Annotated in this window: 20 protein-coding genes and 1 pseudogene; 17 read left to right on the forward strand and 4 right to left on the reverse strand. The window is 72.4% G+C overall.

Going from position 1 to position 20,448, the window contains the following annotated elements:
• A pseudogene (locus OO62_RS38895) lies at positions 1 to 121 on the forward strand (2-hydroxy-3-oxopropionate reductase); the annotation flags it as partial.
• Positions 122 to 458: 337 nt separating this feature from the next.
• Here the strand turns inward: OO62_RS38895 and OO62_RS12555 are convergent.
• The gene (locus OO62_RS12555; protein ID WP_033267437.1) at positions 459 to 1,064 is read right to left on the reverse strand and encodes an HD domain-containing protein; all 606 of its coding nucleotides are present in this window, start codon (positions 1,062 to 1,064) and stop codon (positions 459 to 461) included.
• A 25-nt stretch (positions 1,065 to 1,089) separates the two neighbouring features.
• Positions 1,090 to 2,283, reverse strand: a complete 1,194-nt coding sequence (locus OO62_RS12560) for a cytochrome P450 family protein (RefSeq protein ID WP_033267438.1) — start codon at positions 2,281 to 2,283, stop codon at positions 1,090 to 1,092.
• Between the two features lie 93 nt (positions 2,284 to 2,376).
• Here OO62_RS12560 and OO62_RS12565 point away from each other — a divergent pair, with 93 nt between their 5' ends.
• The 4 genes from OO62_RS12565 (at position 2,377) to OO62_RS12580 (ending at position 4,711) form a co-directional block, all read left to right on the forward strand.
• Entirely contained in the window at positions 2,377 to 2,604 is a 228-nt protein-coding gene (locus OO62_RS12565) for a hypothetical protein (protein ID WP_033267439.1), read from the forward strand.
• Positions 2,605 to 2,834: 230 nt separating this feature from the next.
• On the forward strand, positions 2,835 to 3,017 hold the full coding sequence (locus OO62_RS12570) for a hypothetical protein (RefSeq protein WP_033267440.1): 183 nt from the start codon (positions 2,835 to 2,837) through the stop codon (positions 3,015 to 3,017).
• 399 nt (positions 3,018 to 3,416) lie between these two features.
• The gene (locus OO62_RS12575) at positions 3,417 to 3,944 is read left to right on the forward strand and encodes a methylated-DNA--[protein]-cysteine S-methyltransferase (protein WP_033267441.1); all 528 of its coding nucleotides are present in this window, start codon (positions 3,417 to 3,419) and stop codon (positions 3,942 to 3,944) included.
• Positions 3,941 to 4,711, forward strand: a complete 771-nt coding sequence (locus OO62_RS12580; RefSeq protein ID WP_033267442.1) for a 2OG-Fe(II) oxygenase — start codon at positions 3,941 to 3,943, stop codon at positions 4,709 to 4,711. The genes OO62_RS12575 and OO62_RS12580 overlap by 4 nt, the downstream gene beginning before the upstream one ends.
• Positions 4,712 to 4,769: 58 nt before the next feature.
• Here the strand turns inward: OO62_RS12580 and OO62_RS12585 are convergent, their stop codons facing one another.
• Both OO62_RS12585 and OO62_RS12590 read right to left on the reverse strand, forming a co-directional pair.
• Entirely contained in the window at positions 4,770 to 5,534 is a 765-nt protein-coding gene (locus OO62_RS12585; protein ID WP_033267443.1) for an SDR family oxidoreductase, read from the reverse strand.
• 154 nt (positions 5,535 to 5,688) lie between these two features.
• Positions 5,689 to 6,654, reverse strand: coding sequence for a ScbA/BarX family gamma-butyrolactone biosynthesis protein (locus tag OO62_RS12590; RefSeq protein ID WP_078617138.1), 966 nt, complete (start codon positions 6,652 to 6,654; stop codon positions 5,689 to 5,691).
• Between the two features lie 173 nt (positions 6,655 to 6,827).
• Between OO62_RS12590 and OO62_RS12595 the strand changes: the two genes are divergently transcribed.
• From OO62_RS12595 to OO62_RS41695, 12 genes are all read left to right on the forward strand, one after another.
• Positions 6,828 to 7,508, forward strand: a complete 681-nt coding sequence (locus tag OO62_RS12595; RefSeq protein ID WP_033267445.1) for a ScbR family autoregulator-binding transcription factor — start codon at positions 6,828 to 6,830, stop codon at positions 7,506 to 7,508.
• A gap of 414 nt (positions 7,509 to 7,922) precedes the next feature.
• On the forward strand, positions 7,923 to 10,343 hold the full coding sequence (locus OO62_RS12600) for an MFS transporter (RefSeq protein WP_033267446.1): 2,421 nt from the start codon (positions 7,923 to 7,925) through the stop codon (positions 10,341 to 10,343).
• 664 nt (positions 10,344 to 11,007) lie between these two features.
• Entirely contained in the window at positions 11,008 to 12,216 is a 1,209-nt protein-coding gene (locus OO62_RS12605; RefSeq protein WP_033267447.1) for a right-handed parallel beta-helix repeat-containing protein, read from the forward strand.
• 244 nt (positions 12,217 to 12,460) lie between these two features.
• Positions 12,461 to 13,171, forward strand: coding sequence for a DUF4232 domain-containing protein (locus OO62_RS12610; RefSeq protein WP_033267448.1), 711 nt, complete (start codon positions 12,461 to 12,463; stop codon positions 13,169 to 13,171).
• Between the two features lie 181 nt (positions 13,172 to 13,352).
• Positions 13,353 to 14,441, forward strand: coding sequence for an NADH-quinone oxidoreductase subunit B family protein (locus OO62_RS12615; RefSeq protein WP_033267449.1), 1,089 nt, complete (start codon positions 13,353 to 13,355; stop codon positions 14,439 to 14,441).
• Between the two features lie 87 nt (positions 14,442 to 14,528).
• Entirely contained in the window at positions 14,529 to 16,313 is a 1,785-nt protein-coding gene (locus OO62_RS12620) for a nickel-dependent hydrogenase large subunit (protein ID WP_033267450.1), read from the forward strand.
• Positions 16,310 to 16,879, forward strand: coding sequence for a hypothetical protein (locus OO62_RS12625; RefSeq protein WP_051733056.1), 570 nt, complete (start codon positions 16,310 to 16,312; stop codon positions 16,877 to 16,879). Before OO62_RS12620 ends, OO62_RS12625 begins: the two co-directional genes overlap by 4 nt.
• On the forward strand, positions 16,876 to 17,544 hold the full coding sequence (locus tag OO62_RS12630; RefSeq protein WP_228332336.1) for a DUF5947 family protein: 669 nt from the start codon (positions 16,876 to 16,878) through the stop codon (positions 17,542 to 17,544). The genes OO62_RS12625 and OO62_RS12630 overlap by 4 nt, the downstream gene beginning before the upstream one ends.
• A complete protein-coding gene (locus OO62_RS12635) occupies positions 17,541 to 18,251 on the forward strand; it encodes a DUF6084 family protein (protein WP_033267451.1) in 711 nt (236 codons plus the stop codon). Before OO62_RS12630 ends, OO62_RS12635 begins: the two co-directional genes overlap by 4 nt.
• Complete coding sequence (locus OO62_RS12640; RefSeq protein ID WP_033267452.1) at positions 18,248 to 19,672, forward strand: hypothetical protein; 1,425 nt, start codon at positions 18,248 to 18,250, stop codon at positions 19,670 to 19,672. Before OO62_RS12635 ends, OO62_RS12640 begins: the two co-directional genes overlap by 4 nt.
• Positions 19,669 to 20,307 carry a hydrogenase maturation protease gene (locus tag OO62_RS12645; RefSeq protein ID WP_033267453.1) on the forward strand — a complete coding sequence of 213 codons (639 nt, stop codon included), beginning with the start codon at positions 19,669 to 19,671 and terminating at the stop codon, positions 20,305 to 20,307. The genes OO62_RS12640 and OO62_RS12645 overlap by 4 nt, the downstream gene beginning before the upstream one ends.
• Entirely contained in the window at positions 20,301 to 20,405 is a 105-nt protein-coding gene (locus OO62_RS41695; RefSeq protein ID WP_381574056.1) for a DUF6893 family small protein, read from the forward strand. Before OO62_RS12645 ends, OO62_RS41695 begins: the two co-directional genes overlap by 7 nt.
• Positions 20,406 to 20,448: the final 43 nt, after the last annotated feature.

The following is a 20,448-nucleotide window of genomic DNA, read 5'->3' on the forward strand; positions in this document are numbered from 1 at the left end:
CGTGGGCACCCTCGTCGCCTCCCTCGTCGCCTCCCTGCGCGCACAAGGCGACGGCGGCCTGGACCACTCCGCCCTCCTGCGCGGCGTCGAACGCCTCTCGGGACACACCACCGAAAACTGAGGATCACTCCTCGCCACCGAAGGCTGAGGACGCTCGCGGCTGCGCCCCGCGAGCGTCCTCGTACGGCCGGCGTCGCGACTGCCGCACTGCGGTCGCGACGCCGGTTTCGTGTTCCGTCAACGGCCCCGGGGGCGGCGGCCGACGTGACGGTCGTCACGTTCTCTTCACGGAACGGCCATGTGCTGTTTACCGTTCAAAGGAGTGCGGGGCATCGCTGACGCGTCCCGCCCCAAGCTGCCCCGGCCGGTTCCCCCCGTCTGGCCGGGGCTTCCTCTTGGCCCACCGGCCCCCGGGCTGGCCCACCGGCCCCCGGCCGCCTGGCGTCCCGCATCCCGCGCTAAGCCCCTTGCGCATCCAGCGGATTGGCGCCGATGCGCGTGGCGATGCCGCTGCGTACCGCGCCCGCGGCGGAGCTGTCCGGCTTGCGTTCCGCCTGGTCCCGGAAGCAGGCGAGGAACTCCTCGCCGAGGCCGAGCCGCGGATACCGTTCCAGCACCTCGGCGCGCAGGTCAGCCGGCAGCGCGTCGGGACGCCGCCCGGAGATGTCAAACGAGGTGGAGAACACCAGCAGATGGGCCTCCGGATCCCGATCCACCGGTACGTCGTCCCACATGTGCCGGACGATCACCTCGGACGCCCGCACCCGCCGCTCCACGGGCCACCCGGCGCCCGCACCGAACACCCACGCCACATGGCCGCCCGCCTCCTCGAACGGCACGGTGTGGCTGTCGAACTCCTTGACCAGCCCGACGTCGTGCAGCATCGCCGACACGTACAGCAGCTCCGGGTCGAAGGCGATGTCGTGCAGCGACGCGTAGGCCGCCGCCCACAGGTAGGCCCGTACGGAGTGGTTGAGCAGTGCGGGGGAGCAGTAGGCGCTCGCCACCTCCAGCGCGGCGCGGCAGACCCGGGTCTCCGGCATCACAAGATCATCCATCGTCATGGCCTTGATTGTCGCGCACGACGGATCACCGGTCGATGTGCACCGGCAGGCGCACCAGCCCCCGCATCAGGCGCGTCCGCCGCCACTCCAGCTCGCCCCAACCCGCGGACGCCGGCCGGACGTCGGCGAAACGTGTCAGCAGCACCTCGAACGCGATCCGGGCCTCCAGACGGGCCAGGGGTGCGCCGAGGCAGTGATGGGGGCCGTGCCCGAAGGAGAGGTGCCGGCCGGCCTGGTCGGGGCGGTCCAGCCGTACCTCGTCGGGCGCCGCGAAACGCGCCGGATCGCGGTTGGCCGCGCCGGGGGAGACCAGGACCACCTCGCCCGCCGCGATCCGCGCCCCGCCCAGCTCGACCGGCTCGGTGGCGTAGCGGAACGTCGCGAGGGTGAGGGGCGCGTCGTGGCGCAGGAACTCCTCGACCGCGGCGGGCAGCAGCGCGGGCTCGGCCCGCAGCCGGGCGCGCAGCGCGTCGTCCTTGAGCAGGGCCAGCATGCCGTTGCCGATGAGGTGGGTGGTCGTCTCGTGGCCCGCGACGACCAACAGCACGGCCAGCGACACCAGTTCGGCCTCGGACAGCTGGTCGGCCTCGTCGCGGGCGGCGATCAGACCGCTCAGCACATCGTCGCCCGGGGCCGCGCGCCGGGACGCGATCAGCCTCGTCATGTAGTCGCTGAGCGCGTGCGAGGCGCGGTCGACGGTTTCCGGGGCCGCCGCGGCGAACAGGTCGTTGGACCACGTGCGTACCGCCGCGCGCTCGGCCTCCGGCACCCCGAGCAGCTCGCTGATCACCGCGATCGGCAGCGGCACCGCGAACTCCTCGATGAGGTCCCCGGACCCGCGCGCGGCCAGCGCGTCGGCCAGTTCCTCGGCGAGCGCGCGGATACGGGGCGCGAGCCGCGCAACGGCCGCCGGGGTGAACGCCGTCATCGCCAGCTTCCGCAGTCTTCCGTGGTGTGGCGGGTCGGTGGCGAGCATGGACCGGCTGACCGCGGGGGCCAGCCGGCGGTTGCTCGGCCGGTCGGCGAAGTAGCGTGCGGTGTCCTTCGACAGCCGCGCGTCGGCCAGCGCGGTCCGCGCCTCGGCCCACCCCGTGACGACCCATGTCGTACGGCCGTTACCGGTCGGCATCCGCTGGACGGGGCCCTGCGACCGCAGGGCGGCGAGCAGCGGATACGGGTCCCGGGAGAACCCGGCCGATTCCAGGGGGTTGGGTGCCATCCGGCCAGCGTAGCGAGTGGTTGCGGGCGCAAGGATCGCGCTGGTGGCGGCTGTCGAGGTGCGCGAGCGCGGAGCGCGGCGCAGGCTGGAGGCATGACCGAGCATCCGCCTGTCATCGTGCACCCGCCGACCCCCTCCGGTGGCCGACGGGTGACCGTGCGTGGGCAGATCGTCGGGCTGGCCCACGGCCGCGGCGATGTGGCCGAATTCCTGCGCCGCGCGGGAGTCGCCGGGCCGGCGGAGGACATCCGCCTGGACGACCCGCGCCTCGTCGAATGGCGGGGCGGTTCGCTGGACGACTGGCCGATGCCGCCGGCGTGAGGAACGCGACCGGTGCCGCCGGCATGACTGGTGAGACCGATACCCCGGTAGCGCCGGGGCGGCGAACGGTGGTGCCACAGGGGTGACGGGGCCCGGCGCGGGGCGGCACGGGTTGCGCACAGGGGCGCCGAACGCGATGTCAGTGGCAGCAGGTATCAATGGAGGGGTAAGAGCGACGGCGGTGAGCCGACACGTGGGAGGGGCAGGATGCCGGAGACCGAGGGACGGGCATGAGCGACGGCGACAGCGGCAACAGCGGCGACAGCGGCGACAGCGGCGACTACAACGACGCCAGCGCGGGGCACAGCAGGGGAAGCGGGTCCCCGAGCTGGGACGTGCTGTGCAGGGCGATGCGCTGGGAGACCCTGGCCTTGCTGGTGTTTCTGGTGGTGCTCGCGGCGCTGGCCTCCTGACGCCGGGAGGCCGCCGCACCACCAGCACCCCGGACCGGACGGCAGGGACGGCTCGGCGGCTCGGAAGGGCCGCAGGCCCGTAGGCCCGTGGGCTGCTCCGACGCCGATCCCCCTCCGTGGGTCTTGGGGTCTTGCCAAGGGCACGGGCGCAAGTCGCGGTAATTGCCCAGTGCCGGGCGGACGTTTCGCAGCCCCGCCCGTCCCGGGTGTGCACGGCCGTCAGCGCGCCGTCCGATTTCCGCCAGCGTGGCTCTTCGGCCTGCCGCAGAGTGGACGTGTGAAGGACGAGAAAAGGCAGGTACGAGGCCGTGCGCCGCAGGGGACGCCTGCTGAACCGCAGCAGGTACAGCCCCCGCCCCCACAGGCACCCGGCCCCGACACCACGGAAAGAACACGACCATGACGCTCTACACCCCACTCGACAGCCCGCTGGGCGAACTCCTCCTGGTGGGTGAGGAATCGGCCACCGCGCCGGGCGGCACGGCACTCGTCTCGCTCTCCGTGCCGGACCAGAAGGGCGGGGTCACCGTCCAGGACGGCTGGCAGCACGCCCCCGGGGCGTTCACCGAGATCACCCGCCAGCTGCGGTCCTACTTCGACGGGACGCTGACCCGCTTCAGCATCGAGTACGCGAACACCGTGCGCACCCGGGGCACCGGCTTCCAGCAGCGCGTGTGGCAGGCGCTGGAGTCGATTCCGTACGGGACGACCACCACCTACGGGCGGATCGCCGCCGACATCGGGGCGGCGCGCGGTGCGGTCCGTGCGGTCGGAACGGCGATCGGCGCCAATCCGCTGCTCGTCGTCAGGCCCTGCCACCGGGTGATCGCCGCTAACGGGGCGCTCTCGGGCTACGCGGGCGGACCGGCGCGCAAGCGGCAGCTCCTCGGCCTGGAGGGGGTCGTACCGAACGGGAGCACGCCATGACCGCCACCACCGCGAAGAACCGCGCCGGGACGCGCACGGCCCCCGGCCCGGCCGGCCGCTCCGCCGCGCTGGCGGCACGCGTCGCGGCCACCGACTGGGCGGCGCTGAGCGAGGAACTCGACGCGGTGGGCTGCGCGTTGACCCCGCGTCTGCTCACCCCGGCCGACTGTCGCGCGCTGATCGCCCTCTACGACGAGGCAGAGCGCTTCCGGTCGACCATCGACATGGCGCGCCACCGCTTCGGTTCGGGCCAGTACCGCTACTTCGCCGAGCCGCTGCCCGAACCGGTCCGGGCCCTGCGCGAGGCGTTCTACCCGCGCCTGCTGACCGTCGCCCGGGCCTGGGCGGACAAGCTCGGCAGGTCGGCGCCCTGGCCGGACACCCTGGAGGAGTGGCTCCGGATGTGCCACGCGGCCGGGCAGACCAAGTCCGCGCAGATCCTGCTGCGTTACGGGGCGGGCGACTGGAACGCGCTGCACCGTGACCTCTTCGGCGAGCGAGTCTTCCCGCTCCAGGTCGTCATCGGCCTGGACGAGCAGGGCACCGATTACGAGGGCGGGGAGTTCCTGCTCGTCGAACAGCGGCCGCGCGCCCAGTCCCGCGGCACCACCACCGTCCTGCCCCAGGGGCACGGCCTGGTCTTCACCACCCGCGACCGCCCCGTGCGCTCCGCATGGGGCTGGTCGGCAGGCGCCGTACGCCACGGCGTGAGCACCGTCCGCGCGGGCCGGCGGCACTCCCTGGGCCTGGTCTTCCACGACGCCTGACGAGGTCTGCGCGATGCCTGACGACTCCGCCCACGCCGGGCCCAGGGATGCGTGGCGCTCAGAGCATCGAGCCGCCGGTGACGTCGAAGCGCTGGCCGGTGATCCAGCGGGAGTCGTCCGAGGCGAGGAACGCGGCGACATCGGCGATGTCCGCGGGCCGGCCCATGCGGTTGAACACGGAGATGGAGGCCAGCGCGGCCTCGGCCTCCGGCGTCGCCCGCATCGCGGCGTTCATGTCGGTGGCGACGAAGCCCGGCGCGATGGTGTTCACGGTGATTCCGCGCGCGCCGAGGTCCTTGGCGAGGGTGAGGGTGAGGGTGTCGACCGCGCCCTTGGAGACGCCGTACGCGATGGTCGACGGGAACGCCGTGGTCGTCACCGCCGACGAGATGTTGATGATGCGGCCGCCGTCGCGCATCCGGCGCAGACCGTGCTGGATGAGGAAGAACGGCGCCTTGGTGTTGACCGCGAGGGTGCGGTCGAACTCCTCCGGCGTCACCTCGTTGATGTGTCCCGGCAGACTGATGGCGGCGTTGTTGACGAGGATGTCGAGGCCCGGCTCCGCGCCGCAGGCCGCGAGCCCGTCGTCGAAGGCGGCGAAGAGAGTCTCGGCGTCGCCCGGCACCCCAAGCTCCGCGCCGATTATGAAGGCCCGCCCACCGGCGCCGATGATGGTCTCCGCCGTCTCCTTGGCTGCCGCGTCGTTGTTGCCGTAGTGGACGGCGACCAGCGCGCCGTCCTGGGCGAGGCGTTGGGCGATGCCCCGGCCGATGCCCCGGCTGGACCCGGTCACCAGCGCGGTCTTTCCGTTGAGGTCACCCATATTTATTTCCGGCCTTCCGTGAACTGTCGCGGCATGCTGCCGCGTTGGTTGTCGATTGCGGTGCGAAGGGCGGCACGCGCGTGCCGAAGCAACGGAAAGGTTGCGTGACGCGGGCGGCGCGCCAGGTCTGCGGCGCCGCGGGCGAGGTGTCCGGTCAGCCGCGGGAATCCCGGGCCGTCAGCGTCGACACGAACACCGGGTGGCCGTCCTGCGAGCCGGTGACCCGGACCGCTGTGGTGCGGGGCAGGGGGGACGGGACCCGGCGGGCCTCGATCGCGCACGGGGTGCCGTGCTCGGCGTAGCGGTGGAACGTGGTGCCGAAGGCGTACGGCACGAACGTGCCGGGTGCGGTCAGGGCGTGCGCGGCCTGCTGTGCCGCGTCGAGCAGCACCATGCCGGGGACGTGGTCGTTGGCCGGGTTCACGACCGCGGCGTGTCCGGGCGCGATGCGCAGCAGCCAGCTGTCGGGCCGGTCGGTGGGGGAGAGCAGTACGTCGTGCTCGCTGGTGCTGCCGGTCAGCCGGGGCGGGACGCAGGTCGGCAGCGGGCCGAGGGTGCGGCGGGCGGTGAGCTGTTCGCCGCGGATCCGGCGGTAGACGGCCGGCGAGGCGACGGTGACGTGGGAGTGGCCCGTGGCCACGATCCGGTCCGCGGCGCGCAGCGTCATGTCGAAGCGGGCACCCGCCAGCGTGCCGGCCCGCATCCGCATCTTGCTGCAGGCGACGTCGATCGAGAGCCCGATGGGCCCGCTGCCGGCGTCGAGGTGTTCGGGATACGTGGTGTAGTCGAGGTCCCCGAGGATGAAGTGGTGGCCGACCGGGACGCCGAGTTCGGTGTGCGACAGCAGCAACCCGGCCTGGCGGATGGTCTCGCCGGTGAGGATGAGGTGGTGCCGGCCGTCCTGGGAGGCGAAGTACCCGTGCTCCTCGGGCCACTGGGCGGTCACGGAGAAGTGGGAGTCGTCCTGTCGGCGCCAAGATGTGACCAGAATGTCATCGACAATCGGCCGGTGCACAAATTCGCGGGGGACCTGTGGGGTGCCGCAGGGCTTTTCGATCAGGCGCGTCCGATGCGGTGCCTTGGGCTGAACTGTGCCGCTGACGTGCATCGTTTCGCTCATGACTGCCCCCAGGCATCTCTACGGAATGAGGTCCATCGCTGTTAAGATACGTACCATCCGGTTTTATTTTCAATGCCGGGCCGGGGGAAAGGGGAAATAGGCTGGTCGAGCGGCGACTTGAGCTGTAGCGAACAGTTGCGGAACTTGAAGATTCGAGAGACAGGAGGCGTCCTGTGGCACAACAGGACCGCGCGATCCGGACCCGCCGAGTGATCTTGGAGGCGGCCGCGTCGGTTTTCGACGAGCAGGGCTACGACCGCGCGACGATCGCCGAAGTCCTGGAACGCGCCGGGGTGACGAAGGGCGCCCTGTACTTCCACTTCGCCTCCAAGGAGCAGCTCGCGCTCGCCGTACTCGAAGAGCAGGTCGTCGACATCGCCGTCGAGCCGCAGAAGATCAAGTTGCAGGAGTTCGTCGACGCCGGGCAGGTGCTGGCCTATCGCCTGCGACGGGACCCGATCCAGCGTGGGGCGGCCCGGTTGGCGGTCGAGCAGGGGTCGAACCACCTTGACCGCAAGCAGTCGATGATCTCGTGGACGCGGTTCGTCGAGGGGCTGCTGAACGAGGCGCGGGCCCGCGGCGAAATCCTGGAGAGCATTGTCGTACGCGACACCGCCGAGCTGTTCGTCGGCGCGTTCGCCGGGCTCCAGATGATGTCGCACGCGATGAGCAACCAGGCCGACCTGAGTCACCGGTTGACGGTCTTCTTCGAGCACACCCTCCCCAGCATCGCGGTGCCCGCGGTGCTCGCCAAACTCAATCTGGATCCCGAGCGCGGGGAGAAATTGGAGGCCGCGCTCCAGCGGAAGATGTCGGTGGCAGCCGAGGCCGGGGAGAGCGTCGCTGTCGGCTGAGTGCCGGACTGTACGGACCTGAGGGGACCCGGGGGATTTGCGTGGTTCAGGGGGTTTTGGGGGCGGTAAACATACCGCGCACGCGGTGTTGATCGCTGAGCAGGGCAGAGGCGAGCGGCTCGTACGAGACGGCTCGGCCAGGGGGTGAGGGCGCCGCGGTGGACCGCGGCGCCCCTCCTGTTTGTGGGGCCGCCGGTGCCGGCCGGATTGTCAGTGGCCTGCGCTTCACTGGAGTTGGCCGGTCCGACGAGGGGCGGCTCGGAAGCCGGGGCCGGGGGCGGCGTGAGGCAGATCACCGTCAAGGGCGTGCGGCGCCTACCGAACCGCGGAATAGGGCGCCGGGAAAACACGTTCGCCATGCACGTATCAATGGCGCCTGCCGCACCCACTCCTGCCGCCCTGGAGGCCGCACGTATGACACAGACGACGACGGACCAGCTGCCCGGAAGGACGGCGAGCACCGCCGCAGCGCCCCCCGTGCCCGACCCGGGTGCGGGCGGCCACCGCAGAGCCCGCGGGGGCATCGTCCCGGTCCTGGCCTTCTCCGGCATCGTCGTCGCGGTCATGCAGACGCTGCTCGTGCCGGTCATCAAGGACCTGCCGGTGCTGCTCAACACCGCCCCCAGCAACGCCACCTGGGTCATGACGGCCACCCTGCTCGCGGGGGCCGTCTCGACGCCCATCATGGGGCGGCTCGGCGACCTCTACGGCAAGCGGCGGATGCTGCTGACGAGCCTCGCGATCATGGTCGTCGGCTCGCTGATCTGCGGAGTCACCAGCGATCTGATCGTCATGATCGTGGGCCGGGCGCTGCAGGGCTTCGCCATGGGTGCCATCCCGCTCGGCATCGGCATCATGCGTGACGAGCTGCCGCGTGAGCGGCTCGGCTCGGCCATGGGCCTGATGAGCTCGTCGATCGGCGTCGGTGGCGGTCTCGCCCTGCCGGCCGCGGCGCTGGTGGCCCAACACGCCGACTGGCACGCCCTGTTCTTCGGCGCCGCCGGTCTCGGTGTGCTGTCGATCCTGCTCACCCTCCTCGTCGTCCCCGAGACCTCCGTACGCGCCGTGGGGCGCTTCGACGTGGCCGGGGCCCTGGGACTGTCCGCCGGGCTGGTGGCCCTGCTGCTGCCCATCACCAAGGGCAGTGACTGGGGGTGGAGTTCGCCCACCACGCTCGGCCTCTTCGGCATCGCGGCCCTCATCCTGGTGCTGTGGGGCGTCATGGAGCTGCGCATCCGCGACCCGCTGGTCGATCTGCGGACCACCGCCCGCCGCGAGGTGCTGCTGACCAACCTCGCCTCGATCACGGTCGGGGTGGCGTTCTACGCCATCTCGCTGGTGCTTCCGCAGCTGCTGCAGCTGCCGAAGTCGACCGGCTACGGTCTCGGCCAGTCGATGGTGACGGCCGGTCTGTGCGTGGCACCGCTCGGCCTGACGATGATGTTCGTCGCCCCGCTGTACGCGCGGATCGCCGCGCGGCGCGGCCCCAAGGTCTCACTGCTGCTCGGCATGCTCGTCATAGGGATCGGCTACGGCGCGGGCATCGGCCTGATGAACGCCCCCTGGCAGACCGTCATCATCGCGGTGGTCGTCGGCGCCGGCATCGGCCTCGCGTACTCCTCGCTGCCCGCACTGATCATCGGCGCTGTCGACCCCTCCGAGACCGGCGCGGCCAACGGCCTCAACACCCTCATGCGCTCGATCGGCACCTCCGTCTCCAGCGCGGTGATCGGCATGGTGCTGGCCCATATGTCGCAGAGCATGGGACCGGTCACGGTCCCCACGCTGGCCGGCTTCCGGGTCGCCTTCCTGATCGCCGCCGCCGCGGTCCTGGCCGGCGTCGTCCTGGCGTCGTTCCTGCCGTCGCAGCGCAAGGTCTCCCGGCCGACCCTGGTCGCGCAGAGCACGGAGGACGCGGGAGCGGTGCCCGAGGGGGAGCGCCTCCAGGCGTCCTCCACCCCTGCCCCGGCTGCTCCGGCGCCGACCGCGGGGCCCCAGGCCGCCGCCGCGACCCCGGCTGACGTGGACCCCGTCGCCGGGTCCCTCGCGCAAGGTCGCGCCACCGGATTCCGGGGCCGCGTACGGTACGCCTCGGGCGCGCCGGTCGCGGGCGCGAGCGTGACGCTGATCGACCGGCAGGGACGGCAGGCGGGCATCACCACGGCCGGCCCCGACGGCAGTTACGCGGTGGCCGCCCCGACCGCCGGCAGCTACCTCCTCACGGCCGTCGCGCCCGGCCACACCCCGCACGCGGCCTCCGCCACCTACCGCGGCGAGGGAACCCCGGTCGAGGTGGACCTGATACTTGGCGGCGGAGGCCGCCTGGGCGGCACCCTGCGCGGTGCAGGTGCGGGGGACGCACCGCTGGCCGACGGGAGCGTCGTCGTCACCGACGCCGGCGGCGACGTGGTGGCCCGTACGGCCACGGACGCGCACGGGCACTGGGAACTCACCACGCTGCCGCCCGGCGAGTACACCCTGGTCCTCAGCGCCCCCGGCCACCGGCCGCACGCCCAAGCCGTCGAACTGTCCGGCGGTGAGCCCGCCCGGCACGATGCCCGGCTGCGGCCCACCGCCGCCGTCCGCGGCACCGTCCGGGACCCGAAGGGGAGGCCGTTGGCCGACGCCGCCGTGACCCTGGTCGAGGACGGCACGGTGGCCGGGCACACGCTCACCGGTCAGGACGGCGCCTTCGCCTTCGACGACCTGGGCGGCAGCCACTACACGCTCACCGCGGCCGGTTATCCGCCGCACGCCACCCCGATATCCCTCACCGCGGGCGCCGCCGAGACCCTCGACCTGGACCTCGAACAGCCGAGCGGCGTGCCCGGCTGACACGCCCGGCGGCCCGCCCGCCCGTCGCCCCTCCGTCCACTGCCCCAACATCTCGTCGAGCAGGCCCGGGCGCAGGAGGCGCAGGCACCGAGGTGAACTCCGGGACACGGTCGGTGAGTTCAGGGCGGTGGGTGGCGTCGATCATCGCGGCACGCATCGGGGCGGCGTCCACGACCGTCGCGTCGTCGGCATGGGCGGCGGCCGTGCGCCGCAGGCGGGTTGGCCGCTCCTCGGCCGGCTCGGCGGCGCTCACGAAGACCCCGGCGCCCTGGCCGGCGCGGCTGCACCCCAGCCCCGCGCCGGCCAGACCCCGTACGGCTTCCCCCGGACGGCGCCCGCCCCCCGGCCAGCCTCGGACGGCGCCCCGGCAGCCCCACCCACCAGCCGCCCCGCCATGCGTTGCACTTTCCGAGGCAACGCTTGCACTTTCGTCCAGCGTGCCTTGCCTCCCGTCGGCGGGTGCTCAACGATGTGGCCGCCACCGGCACCTCGTCACCGGCGTGTCGTACGGTCCGGCGTCCGGTCCTGCGACACGCCGGTGTACCGAAAGGGGAGAGATGAGCGCTGTCCCTCGACTCGCCGCCGCCCTGGCGGCGACCGCGGCTCTGGCCGCAGCACCGGACCGGGCGGCCCCGGCCTCCGGCCTCCGCGGCCCCCGCTCTCCGTGACCACGTACTACGTCGATTGCGCCGCCGGCTCGGACAGTGCGTCGGGTACCGGCCCGGCGACCGCCTGGCGCACGCTCACTCAGGCGAGCGGCGCCGCCTACCGGCCCGGTGACCGGGTCCTCTTCCGGCGCGGCACCACGTGCACAGGTACCTTCGCGCCCACCGCGTCCGGTGCCGCGGGCGCGCCGCTCGCCGCGGGCGCCTACGGCGGCGGCGCCGAGCCGCGCCTCGCGGGCGGTGGAGCCCGGGCGGCGATCCTCCTCGACAACGCCCAGTACTGGGAGCTGCGCGACCTCGACGTGACCAACACCGGGCCGGCCACCACCACCGAGCGGCGCGCCGGGATCCTCGTGCGGCTGCACGACGCCGGAACCGGCCGGCACTACCTGGTGGACGGCGTGTCGGTGCACGACGTCAACGGCGCCGACTTCAAGGACCCGGACCCGTCGGGCAGCATCCTCTTCGCCGTACAGGGGTCGGCGAAGCCCACCCGCTTCGACGGGGTCACGATCCGGAACTCCAGCGTGGCGCACACCGACCGCACCGGCATCGGGACCTCCCCGACCTGGGGCCGGCGGCCCGCGCACCCGAACGGGCCGGGCACCTCCTTCGCACCGATCACCGGGCTGTCGGTGCACCACAACACCGTGCGCGACGCCGGGGGAGACGGGACCGTCGTGCAGAACGCGGACAACGAGGGCGGCTTCCTGCTGATCTGCAACGGCGCCGGCATGATCTCGGACCGCAACAGCGTCCGCTACAACGTCAGCGTCAACGATCGCAACACCACCGCGCCCTACGGCGTCATTTCGGTCGTCTGTGCGCCCGCCACCCGCACCCTGGTGCACCACAACACCGTCACCACGAACGCCCCCGGCACGGCCGTGGTCAGCAGCAACGGCCCCGGGGGCGTCACCTTCCGTGACAACATCTTCGCCGGCGCCGCGGCCGGCTCACCGCTTGCCGATGCACGCAACACCTACGACCACAACCTCTACGCCCGGATCTCCCCGGTGCCCGCCACCGACGCCGGCACGGTGCGCGGTGACCCGCGATTCCTCGCCCCGTACGACGTGCGGCTGCGGGCCGGATCGCCCGCCCTGGGCGCCGGCGTACCGGTCCCGGGCGGCGGCGACCGGGACTTCTACGGCAATCCCGTGCCCGACCCGCCGAACCTCGGCGCCGACCAAGGACGGGGGAAGTAGGCCGAACCTCGTGGTGCCGCGTCCGCAACTCGGGAATTATCTGCGAGCCTGAGCGGCGCACCCGGAATCCCGGCTGGTCACCACAGGTGCCGGGGTGACCGGCGTGCCGGGTGCGCCGGCTCGTTAGTGGTGTGTTAGTGCCTCGTTAGCGGTCCGGCAGTACCCGGAGTCACGCTGGAAGAGCAACGGACGGACCGCACGCACCCAAACGAGAGCTCGCACCTACCAGACGAGGGGGACACTCATGTCGCTCACCATCAAGACGGTCGGCCGCGGACGTCGTGTCGCCGCCGGGTCGCTGATCGCCGTTGCGGCGCTCGCGCTCACCGCATGCCAGGACGGAACCGGCGCCGCATCCCGTCCCTCGTCGGCCGCCGCATCCGCCACGCAGCAGGAGAGCGGCAGCGGTGCGAAGCCGACCGCCGCCAAGCAGCCGTCCTCGGCCGGCGCCGCGCGCCCGTCGGCGCACGCGGCGGCCTCCGCCGGCGGCAAGGCGTCCGGCGGCGGGCACGCCGCGGAGTCGCACGCCTCGGCCATGACGGCGTCGGACCGCTGCACCGCCGCCAACATGTCGCTGCGTCTGGGCGCCTCCGACATCGGCGCGGGCAACATCCACTACCCCCTCGTCTTCACCAACAAGGGCAAGAAAGCCTGCACGCTGCGCGGCTTCCCCGGAGTCTCGCTGATCCTGCGTGACGGTTCGCCGGTCGGCAAGCCGGCCACCCGTGAGGGCGGCCCCGGCGGCCTCGTCCGGCTCCAGCCGGGGCAGAGCGCCCACGCCGTGCTGCACACCGTCAACGAAGGCGTGTCGGACACCCCGTGCTGGGCCGGTTCGCAGATCGTCTACGTCTACCCGCCCGGCTCCAAGGAGTCGATGACGACCGGCAGCCGTGGGCTGCGGGTCTGCGGCGGCCGGTTCGACGTGACCGCGGTGGAGGCCGGGGCACTGGGCTGACGGCAGCAGGACCGCGACGAAGGGCGCCCGAGGATTCGGGCGCCCTTCGTGCTGGGCGCGGAAGGGGGCGCGTCACTGCAACGGCCCTCACCGAAGGGCCCGCCGCGGACGCGGGTGTTACCAAGGATGACGGAAGCCTCGAAATGTGCGCTTTCGTTGCATATCCACCGAGGAGACGCCTATGTCCGCAGCATCGAGCGCGGCCCCCGAGGCCGCGGTGAACGGAAAGCCGTCCGCCGAGGACGAGTCCCCGATCCACGTCCTCTGGATCAATGCCGGTCTGAGCTGCGACGGTGACTCGGTGGCGCTCACCGCCGCCACCCAGCCCAGCATCGAGGAGATCGCACTCAGCGCCCTGCCGGGGCTGCCGAAGGTCGCAATCCACTGGCCGCTGATCGACTTCGAGAGCGGCCCGGAACAGGGTGCGGACACCTTCATCGAGTGGTTCTTCAAGGGCGAGCGCGGCGAGATCGACCCGTTCGTGCTGGTCATCGAGGGCTCCATCCCCAATGAGGCGATCAAGCCGGAGGGCTACTGGTGCGGTTTCGGCAACGACCCGGAGACCGGCCAGCCGATCACGACCAGTGAGTGGCTCGACCGCCTCGCCCCCCACGCGCTGGCCGTCGTCGCCATCGGCACCTGTGCCACGTACGGCGGTATCCACGCCATGGCGGGTAACCCCACCGGCGCCATGGGCGTGCCCGACTACCTGGGCTGGGACTGGACCTCCAAGGCCGGGATCCCGATCGTCTGCGTACCCGGCTGCCCGATCAAGCCGGACAACTTCGCCGAGACGCTGACGTATCTGCTCTACCAGGCCGCCGGCGCCGCGCCGATGATCCCGCTGGACGACCAGCTGCGGCCGACCTGGCTCTTCGGACACACCGTCCACGAGGGCTGTGACCGGGCCGGTTACTACGAACAGGGGGAGTTCGCCACCACGTACGACTCGCCCAAGTGCTCCGTGAAGCTCGGATGCTGGGGCCCCGTGGTCAAATGCAATGTCCCCAAGCGGGGCTGGATGGACGGCATCGGCGGCTGCCCGAACGTCGGCGGCATCTGCATCGCCTGCACCATGCCCGGCTTCCCCGACAAGTTCATGCCGTTCATGGACGAGCCGCCCGGCGGCAGGGTCTCCAGCACCGCCAGCGCCGCGTACGGCAGCGTGATCCGCCGGCTGCGCACCATCACGGCCAAGACCGTCGACCAGGAACCCAAGTGGCGGCACCGCGGCGACCAACTGACCACCGGCTACCGGAAACCGTGGTGACCGCACACCGCGCAGCGACCCGGCACCGCTCGGACTCTCCGTCCGACCCCCACTTCCCGCGCGTACAGAAGGGCAACGGCACACACGATGGCACCCACGACGAAGACGGCCGGTGACGGCAGCGGTCTGACGGAGATGGCCTGGGATCCGATCACCCGGATCGTGGGCAGCCTCGGCATCCACACGAAGATCGACTTCAAGCAGAAGCGGGTCGCGGAGTGCTACAGCACCTCGTCCGTCTTCCGCGGGTACAGCGTCTTCATGCGCGGTAAGGACCCCCGCGACGCCCACTTCATCACCAGCCGGATCTGCGGCATCTGCGGCGACAACCACGCCACGTGCTCGGTCTACGCCCAGAACATGGCCTACGGGGTCAAGCCCCCGCACCTCGGCGAGTGGATCATCAACCTCGGCGAGTCCGCGGAGTTCATGTTCGACCACAACATCTTCCAGGAGAACCTGGTCGGGGTCGACTACTGCGAGAAGATGGTCCGCGAGACCAACCCCGGGGTGTGGGAACTCGCGCAGCGCACCGAGGCGCCGCACGCCGGCGACCACGGCTACCGCACCATCGCCGACATCATGACCGCCCTCAACCCCCTGGAGGGCGAGTTCTACCGCGAGGCGCTGCACGTCAGCCGCTACACCCGGGAGATGTTCTGCCTCATGGAGGGTCGCCATGTGCACCCCTCCACGCTCTACCCGGGCGGCGTGGGCACCGTCGCCAGCGTTCAGCTCTTCACCGACTACATGAGCCGGCTGATGCGCTACGTCGAGTTCATGAAGCGCGTCGTGCCGCTGCACGACGACCTCTTCGACTTCTTCTACGAGGCGCTGCCCGGCTACGAGGAGGTCGGCCGCCGCCGCGTCCTGCTGGGCTGCTGGGGTGCCTTCAACGACCCGGAGTACTGCGACTTCACCTACCGCAACATGACGGACTGGGGACGGAAGATGTTCGTCACCCCGGGCGTCATCGTCGACGGCAAACTGGTCACCAACGACCTCACCGAGATCAACCTCGGCATCCGCATCCTGCTGGGCAGCTCCTACTACCAGGACTGGGTGGACCAGGAGCTGTTCGTCTCCCACGACCCGCTCGGCAACCCCGTCGACCCGCGCCACCCCTGGAACCAGCACACCATCCCCGCCCCGCAGAAGCGGGACTTCGACGACAAGTACAGCTGGGTGATGTCGCCGCGCTGGTTCGACGGCAAGGAGAACCTGGCGCTGGACACCGGCGGCGGCCCGCTCGCCCGCCTGTGGTCCACTGCGCTGTCCGGCCTCGTCGACACCCCCTACGTCAAGGCCACCGGCCAGAGCGTGGTCATCGACCTGCCGCGCGGGGTGACCCGGCCCGCGACCCGCTTCGAGTGGAAGATCCCGAAGTGGAGCAACGCCCTGGAGCGCAACCGCGCCCGCACCTACTTCCAGGCGTACTCGGCCGCCATGGCCCTGCACTTCGCCGAACAGGGCCTGGAGGAGGTGCGCGCCGGCAACACCCGCACCTGGGAGAAGTTCGAGGTGCCCGACGAGTCCATCAGCGTCGGCTTCACCGAGGCGGTCCGCGGTGTCCTCTCGCACCACATGGTCATCCGGGACGGCAAGATCGCCAACTACCACCCGTATCCGCCGACGCCCTGGAACGCCAGCACCCGCGACAGCTACGGCACCCCCGGCCCGTACGAGGACGCCGTCCAGAACACCCCCATCTTCGAGGAGAACACCCCGGAGAACTTCAAGGGCATCGACATCATGCGCGCCGTGCGCAGCTTCGACCCGTGTCTGCCCTGCGGCGTCCACATGTACGTCGGCGACGGCAGGTCCGTCCAGAAGATGCACGTGCCCACCGGCCTGAGCGGACTGGCCGGATGAGCGCCGGCACCGTGCGCGAAGCGGCCGCCGCGCCGCACGCCGAGGAGGCCGGCCGCCGCGTCGAGGACGTCCTCGACCGGCTGGCCCGGCGCGACGATCCCGAGGTCAGCGCCGCCGCCGAGGAACTCGTCCGCGTCCTGATGGACTACTACGGCGCCGGACTGGCCCGCATCGCGCACCACCTGGAGCGCGGCGCGGACCACGGCGCCCTGCGGGCGGCGCTGCTGGGCGACGAGCTGGTGACCGGCCTGCTGGTCCTGCACGACCTGCACCCCGAGAGCACCGCGGCCCGCATCGACCGTGCCCTCGACAGCGTCCGCCGCCAACACCCCGCCGAAGTGGCCCGGTTCGACGCGGACACCGGAGTGCTGCGCCTGCGGACGGCGGACTCCGGCGGCTGCGGCTGTCCGAGCACCGACCAGGCCGCCCAGCAGGCCGTGGAGGCCGCCGTGTGCTGCTTCGCCCCCGAGGTGACCGAGGTGGGGTGGGAGACGGCCACGACCGGGCCCGAGCCGGCACTGCTGCAGATCTCCCGCCGGCCACCGACCGCCGCCACCGCCTCGTGACCGCCCCGCTGACGGCGCACACCCGCCTGGGACCGTCCGCCGCCCACCGCGGCCTGCGCCGCTTCCGCGCGCCGAAGCCGCCCACCCCCGAGCGCTGCGAACTGTGCGGCGTGGTGCTCGCCGAACACAACCACCGCCACCTCGTCGACACCAGGAACCGTGCCCTGGCCTGCGCCTGCACGCCCTGCGCGCTGCTCTTCGACCGGCCCGGCGCCGGCACCGGGCAGTTCCGCACGGTCCCCGACCGCTACCTCGTCGATGCCGGCCACAGCCTCGACGAGGCGGCCTGGGACCTGCTGCAGATCCCGGTCGGCGTCGCCTTCTTCCTGCGTAACTCCGCACTCGACCGGCTGGTCGCGCTCTACCCCAGCCCGGCCGGTGCCACCGAGAGCGAACTCGACCCGGCCACCTGGCAGACCGTGCTCGACGGCAGCCGGCTGCCGGCCCTGCTCCGGCCGGACGTGGAGGCGCTGCTGCTGCGCCGCGCCGAAGGCCGCATCGACTGCTACCTGGTGCCGGTGGACGCCTGCTACGAACTCGTCGGCCGGATGCGGCTGCTGTGGCACGGCTTCGACGGCGGCGCCGAGGCCCGCGCCGCACTCAACGACTTCTTCACCACGGTCGCCCGCCGGGCCCGCGCGCCGAAGGAGGACGACTCGCTGTGACCGAGGTCTCCTTCGCCTGCACCGGCGTCCGCGCCGACCGCTACGCCGCCGCCCCCACCCTCCTCTTCCGGCTCCGCATCACCGCCCCCGACCCCGCGACCCGGGTGCACGCCATCGCCCTGCGCTGCCAGCTCCGCATCGAACCGGCCCGGCGCGGCTACCGGGACGACGAGGCCGCGGCGCTCGCCGACCTCTTCGGCGAACGGTCCCGCTGGGGCGGCACCCTGCACGCCCTGCAGTTCGCCCAGGTCTCCCTCGTCGTCCCCGGCTTCACCGGCGAGACCGAGATCGACCTCCCCGTCCCCTGCAGCTACGACCTGGACGTCGCCGCCGGCCGCTATTTCCACGCCCTGCGCGACGGCGAGGTCCCGCTGCTGCTGCTCTTCTCCGGCACGGTCTTCGCCGGCGCCGGCGGCTTCCAGGTCCAGCCGGTGTCCTGGAGCAAGGAGGCGTCCGTACGGATGCCGGTGGCGGTCTGGCAGGAGATGACCGAGACGCACTTCCCCGGCTGCGGCTGGCTGCGGCTGCCCCGGGAAACCCTCGACGCGCTGCTCGCCTACCGCTCCCGGCGCGCCCTGCCCTCCTGGCAGGCGGCCGTCGAGGCGCTGCTCGCCGACGCCGAGGACCCCGAGCCACCGCCCGCCCCGCACGCCCGCCTGCTGTCCGGCGCCGCCGCCCGCCCCGTCACCGAGAGGACCGTGCCGTGACGACCAGCGTCCTGCCCGACGAGACGGCGGACCGCTTCGCCGCCGCCCGCCATGTGGCGGACGCGGTGCTGTTCGAGGGCTATGTGCTCTACCCGTACCGGGCTTCCGCGGCCAAGAACCGGCTGCGCTGGCAGTTCGGCGTGCTCGTACCGCCGCACTGGGGCGCCGCGAGCGCCGAGCACTCCCTCCAGCGCACCGAATGCCTCATGGAGCCCCGGCCCGGCGCCCGGCTCTCGGCCGAGGTGCGGTTCCTGCACGCCCAGCGCCGTACCGTCCAACGCCTCGGCGCGGACGGCGCGTTCCACCCCGTCGACCGGCTCGAACTGCCCGACCGGGTGCTGGTCCCCTGGGACGAGGGCACCGAGGAGCGCGTCACGCTGGACGCCGAGGTCGCCGAGCTGACCACCGAGGGCCTGACCGTCCCCTTCACCCGGCCGGCGGGCGAGGAGACCGAGCCGGTGCTCGACGCGGACGGCCGGACCGTCGGCCGACTGGTGCGCACCCGCGCCCGGATCGACGGCCGGGTGCGGCTGACCGCGCGTCAGCTCGACGGGCCCTACGGGACGTTGCGGCTGACCGCGACCGTGGAGAACACCAGCGACTGGACGCCGGGCGCCGCCGGCACCGACCGGGACGCGGCGCTGCCGTACTCCCTGGTCGGCGCGCACCTCTTCCTGGGCCTGAGCGCCGGCGCGTTCCTGTCCATGACCGACCCGCCCGAATGGGCCGGGGCCGCCGTCGCCGCCTGCCGCAACGAGCACACCTGGCCGGTGCTGGCCGGGGAGTCGGGCCGGGCCGATGTGGTGCTCTCCTCGCCGATCATCCTGGAGGACCACCCGGCCATCGCCCCCGAAAGCCCCGGTGCGCTCTACGACGCGCTGGAGATCGATGAGATCCTCACCCTGCGCACCGCGGCCCTGACCGACGAGGAGAAGCGCGAGGCACGCGGCACCGACCCGCGGGCCGCCGAGGTCATCGACCTCGCGGACACCATGCCGCCCGAGGTGCTGGAACGCCTGCACGGCGCCGTACGGGCGCTGCGGGAGGTCACCGGCCCCGGCCCGGCCGCCCCGGACGAGTTGGCCGCCCCCGGCGTCCCCGGCGTCCGCCCGGGCACCCCTTGGTGGGACCCGGAGAGCGACCGCAGCGTCGACCCCGTCCGCGACCGGATCACCGTCGACGGCCGGTCGGTCGGCGCCGGCAGCCGAGTCCTGCTGAAGCCGGGCCTGCGCCGCACCGACGCCCAGGACCTCTTCCTCCAGGGCCGTACGGCACAGGTCGAGGCGGTCCTGCACGACGTCGACGGCGGGGTGCACCTCGCGGTGACGGTCGACGGCGACCCGGGTGCCGACATCCGGCGGGAGCAGGGCCGGTTCCTGTACTTCCAACCCGATGAGATCGCCCCCCTGGAGGACGCGTGAACGCCGCCGCACCCTTCGCCGCGCCGCCCGGCAGGACCCTGATCGCCGGGGTCGGCAACATCTTCCTCGGGGACGACGGGTTCGGCGTCGAGGCCGTCCGCCGGCTCGGCGAACACCCCCTGCCCGAGGGCGTCGAGGTGGTCGACGCCGGCGTACGGGGCATCCACCTCGCCTACCAGATGCTGGACGGCTACCACACCGTCCTGCTCGTGGACGCCACCGCGCGCGGCACCGAGCCCGGCACCCTGCACCTGCTCGACGCCACCGATCCGGCCGCCACCCGTCCCCGGGACACCGCGCTGGACGGCCACCACATGACCCCCGACGCGGTGCTCGCGCTGCTCGACACGCTCAGCGCGGGCACCGGCGGCCGCCGCCCGCGGCGCGTCATGGTCCTCGGCTGCGAACCCGCCGACCTCGCCGAAGGCATCGGGCTCAGCCGGCCGGTCGAGGCCGCGGTCGACGAGGCCGTACGCATGATCCGGCAACTCGTCGGCGCCGACCCGGACGTACCGGCCGCCTTCGAGGAACCCTCCGAGGAACCCGCCGAGGACCCCGCAGCGGAAGCCGCCGACGAGCCGGCCCCGGCCGTCGCCGGATCCCACCCCACCGAGAGGAACACCACGCCATGCTGAAGTTCGTGCTGAGCGGCGCGGCCGCCGCCGCGTTCGCCCTCATCCTCAAGACCATGCTCCCCGACATCAAGCGGTACCTGCGCATGCGGTCCATGTGACCCCACCGCGCTGCACCGAACGACGTACAGCACCCCGCCGCCC

The sequence above is a fragment of the Streptomyces lydicus genome (genome assembly GCF_000717345.1).
Lineage (GTDB): Bacteria > Actinomycetota > Actinomycetes > Streptomycetales > Streptomycetaceae > Streptomyces > Streptomyces lydicus.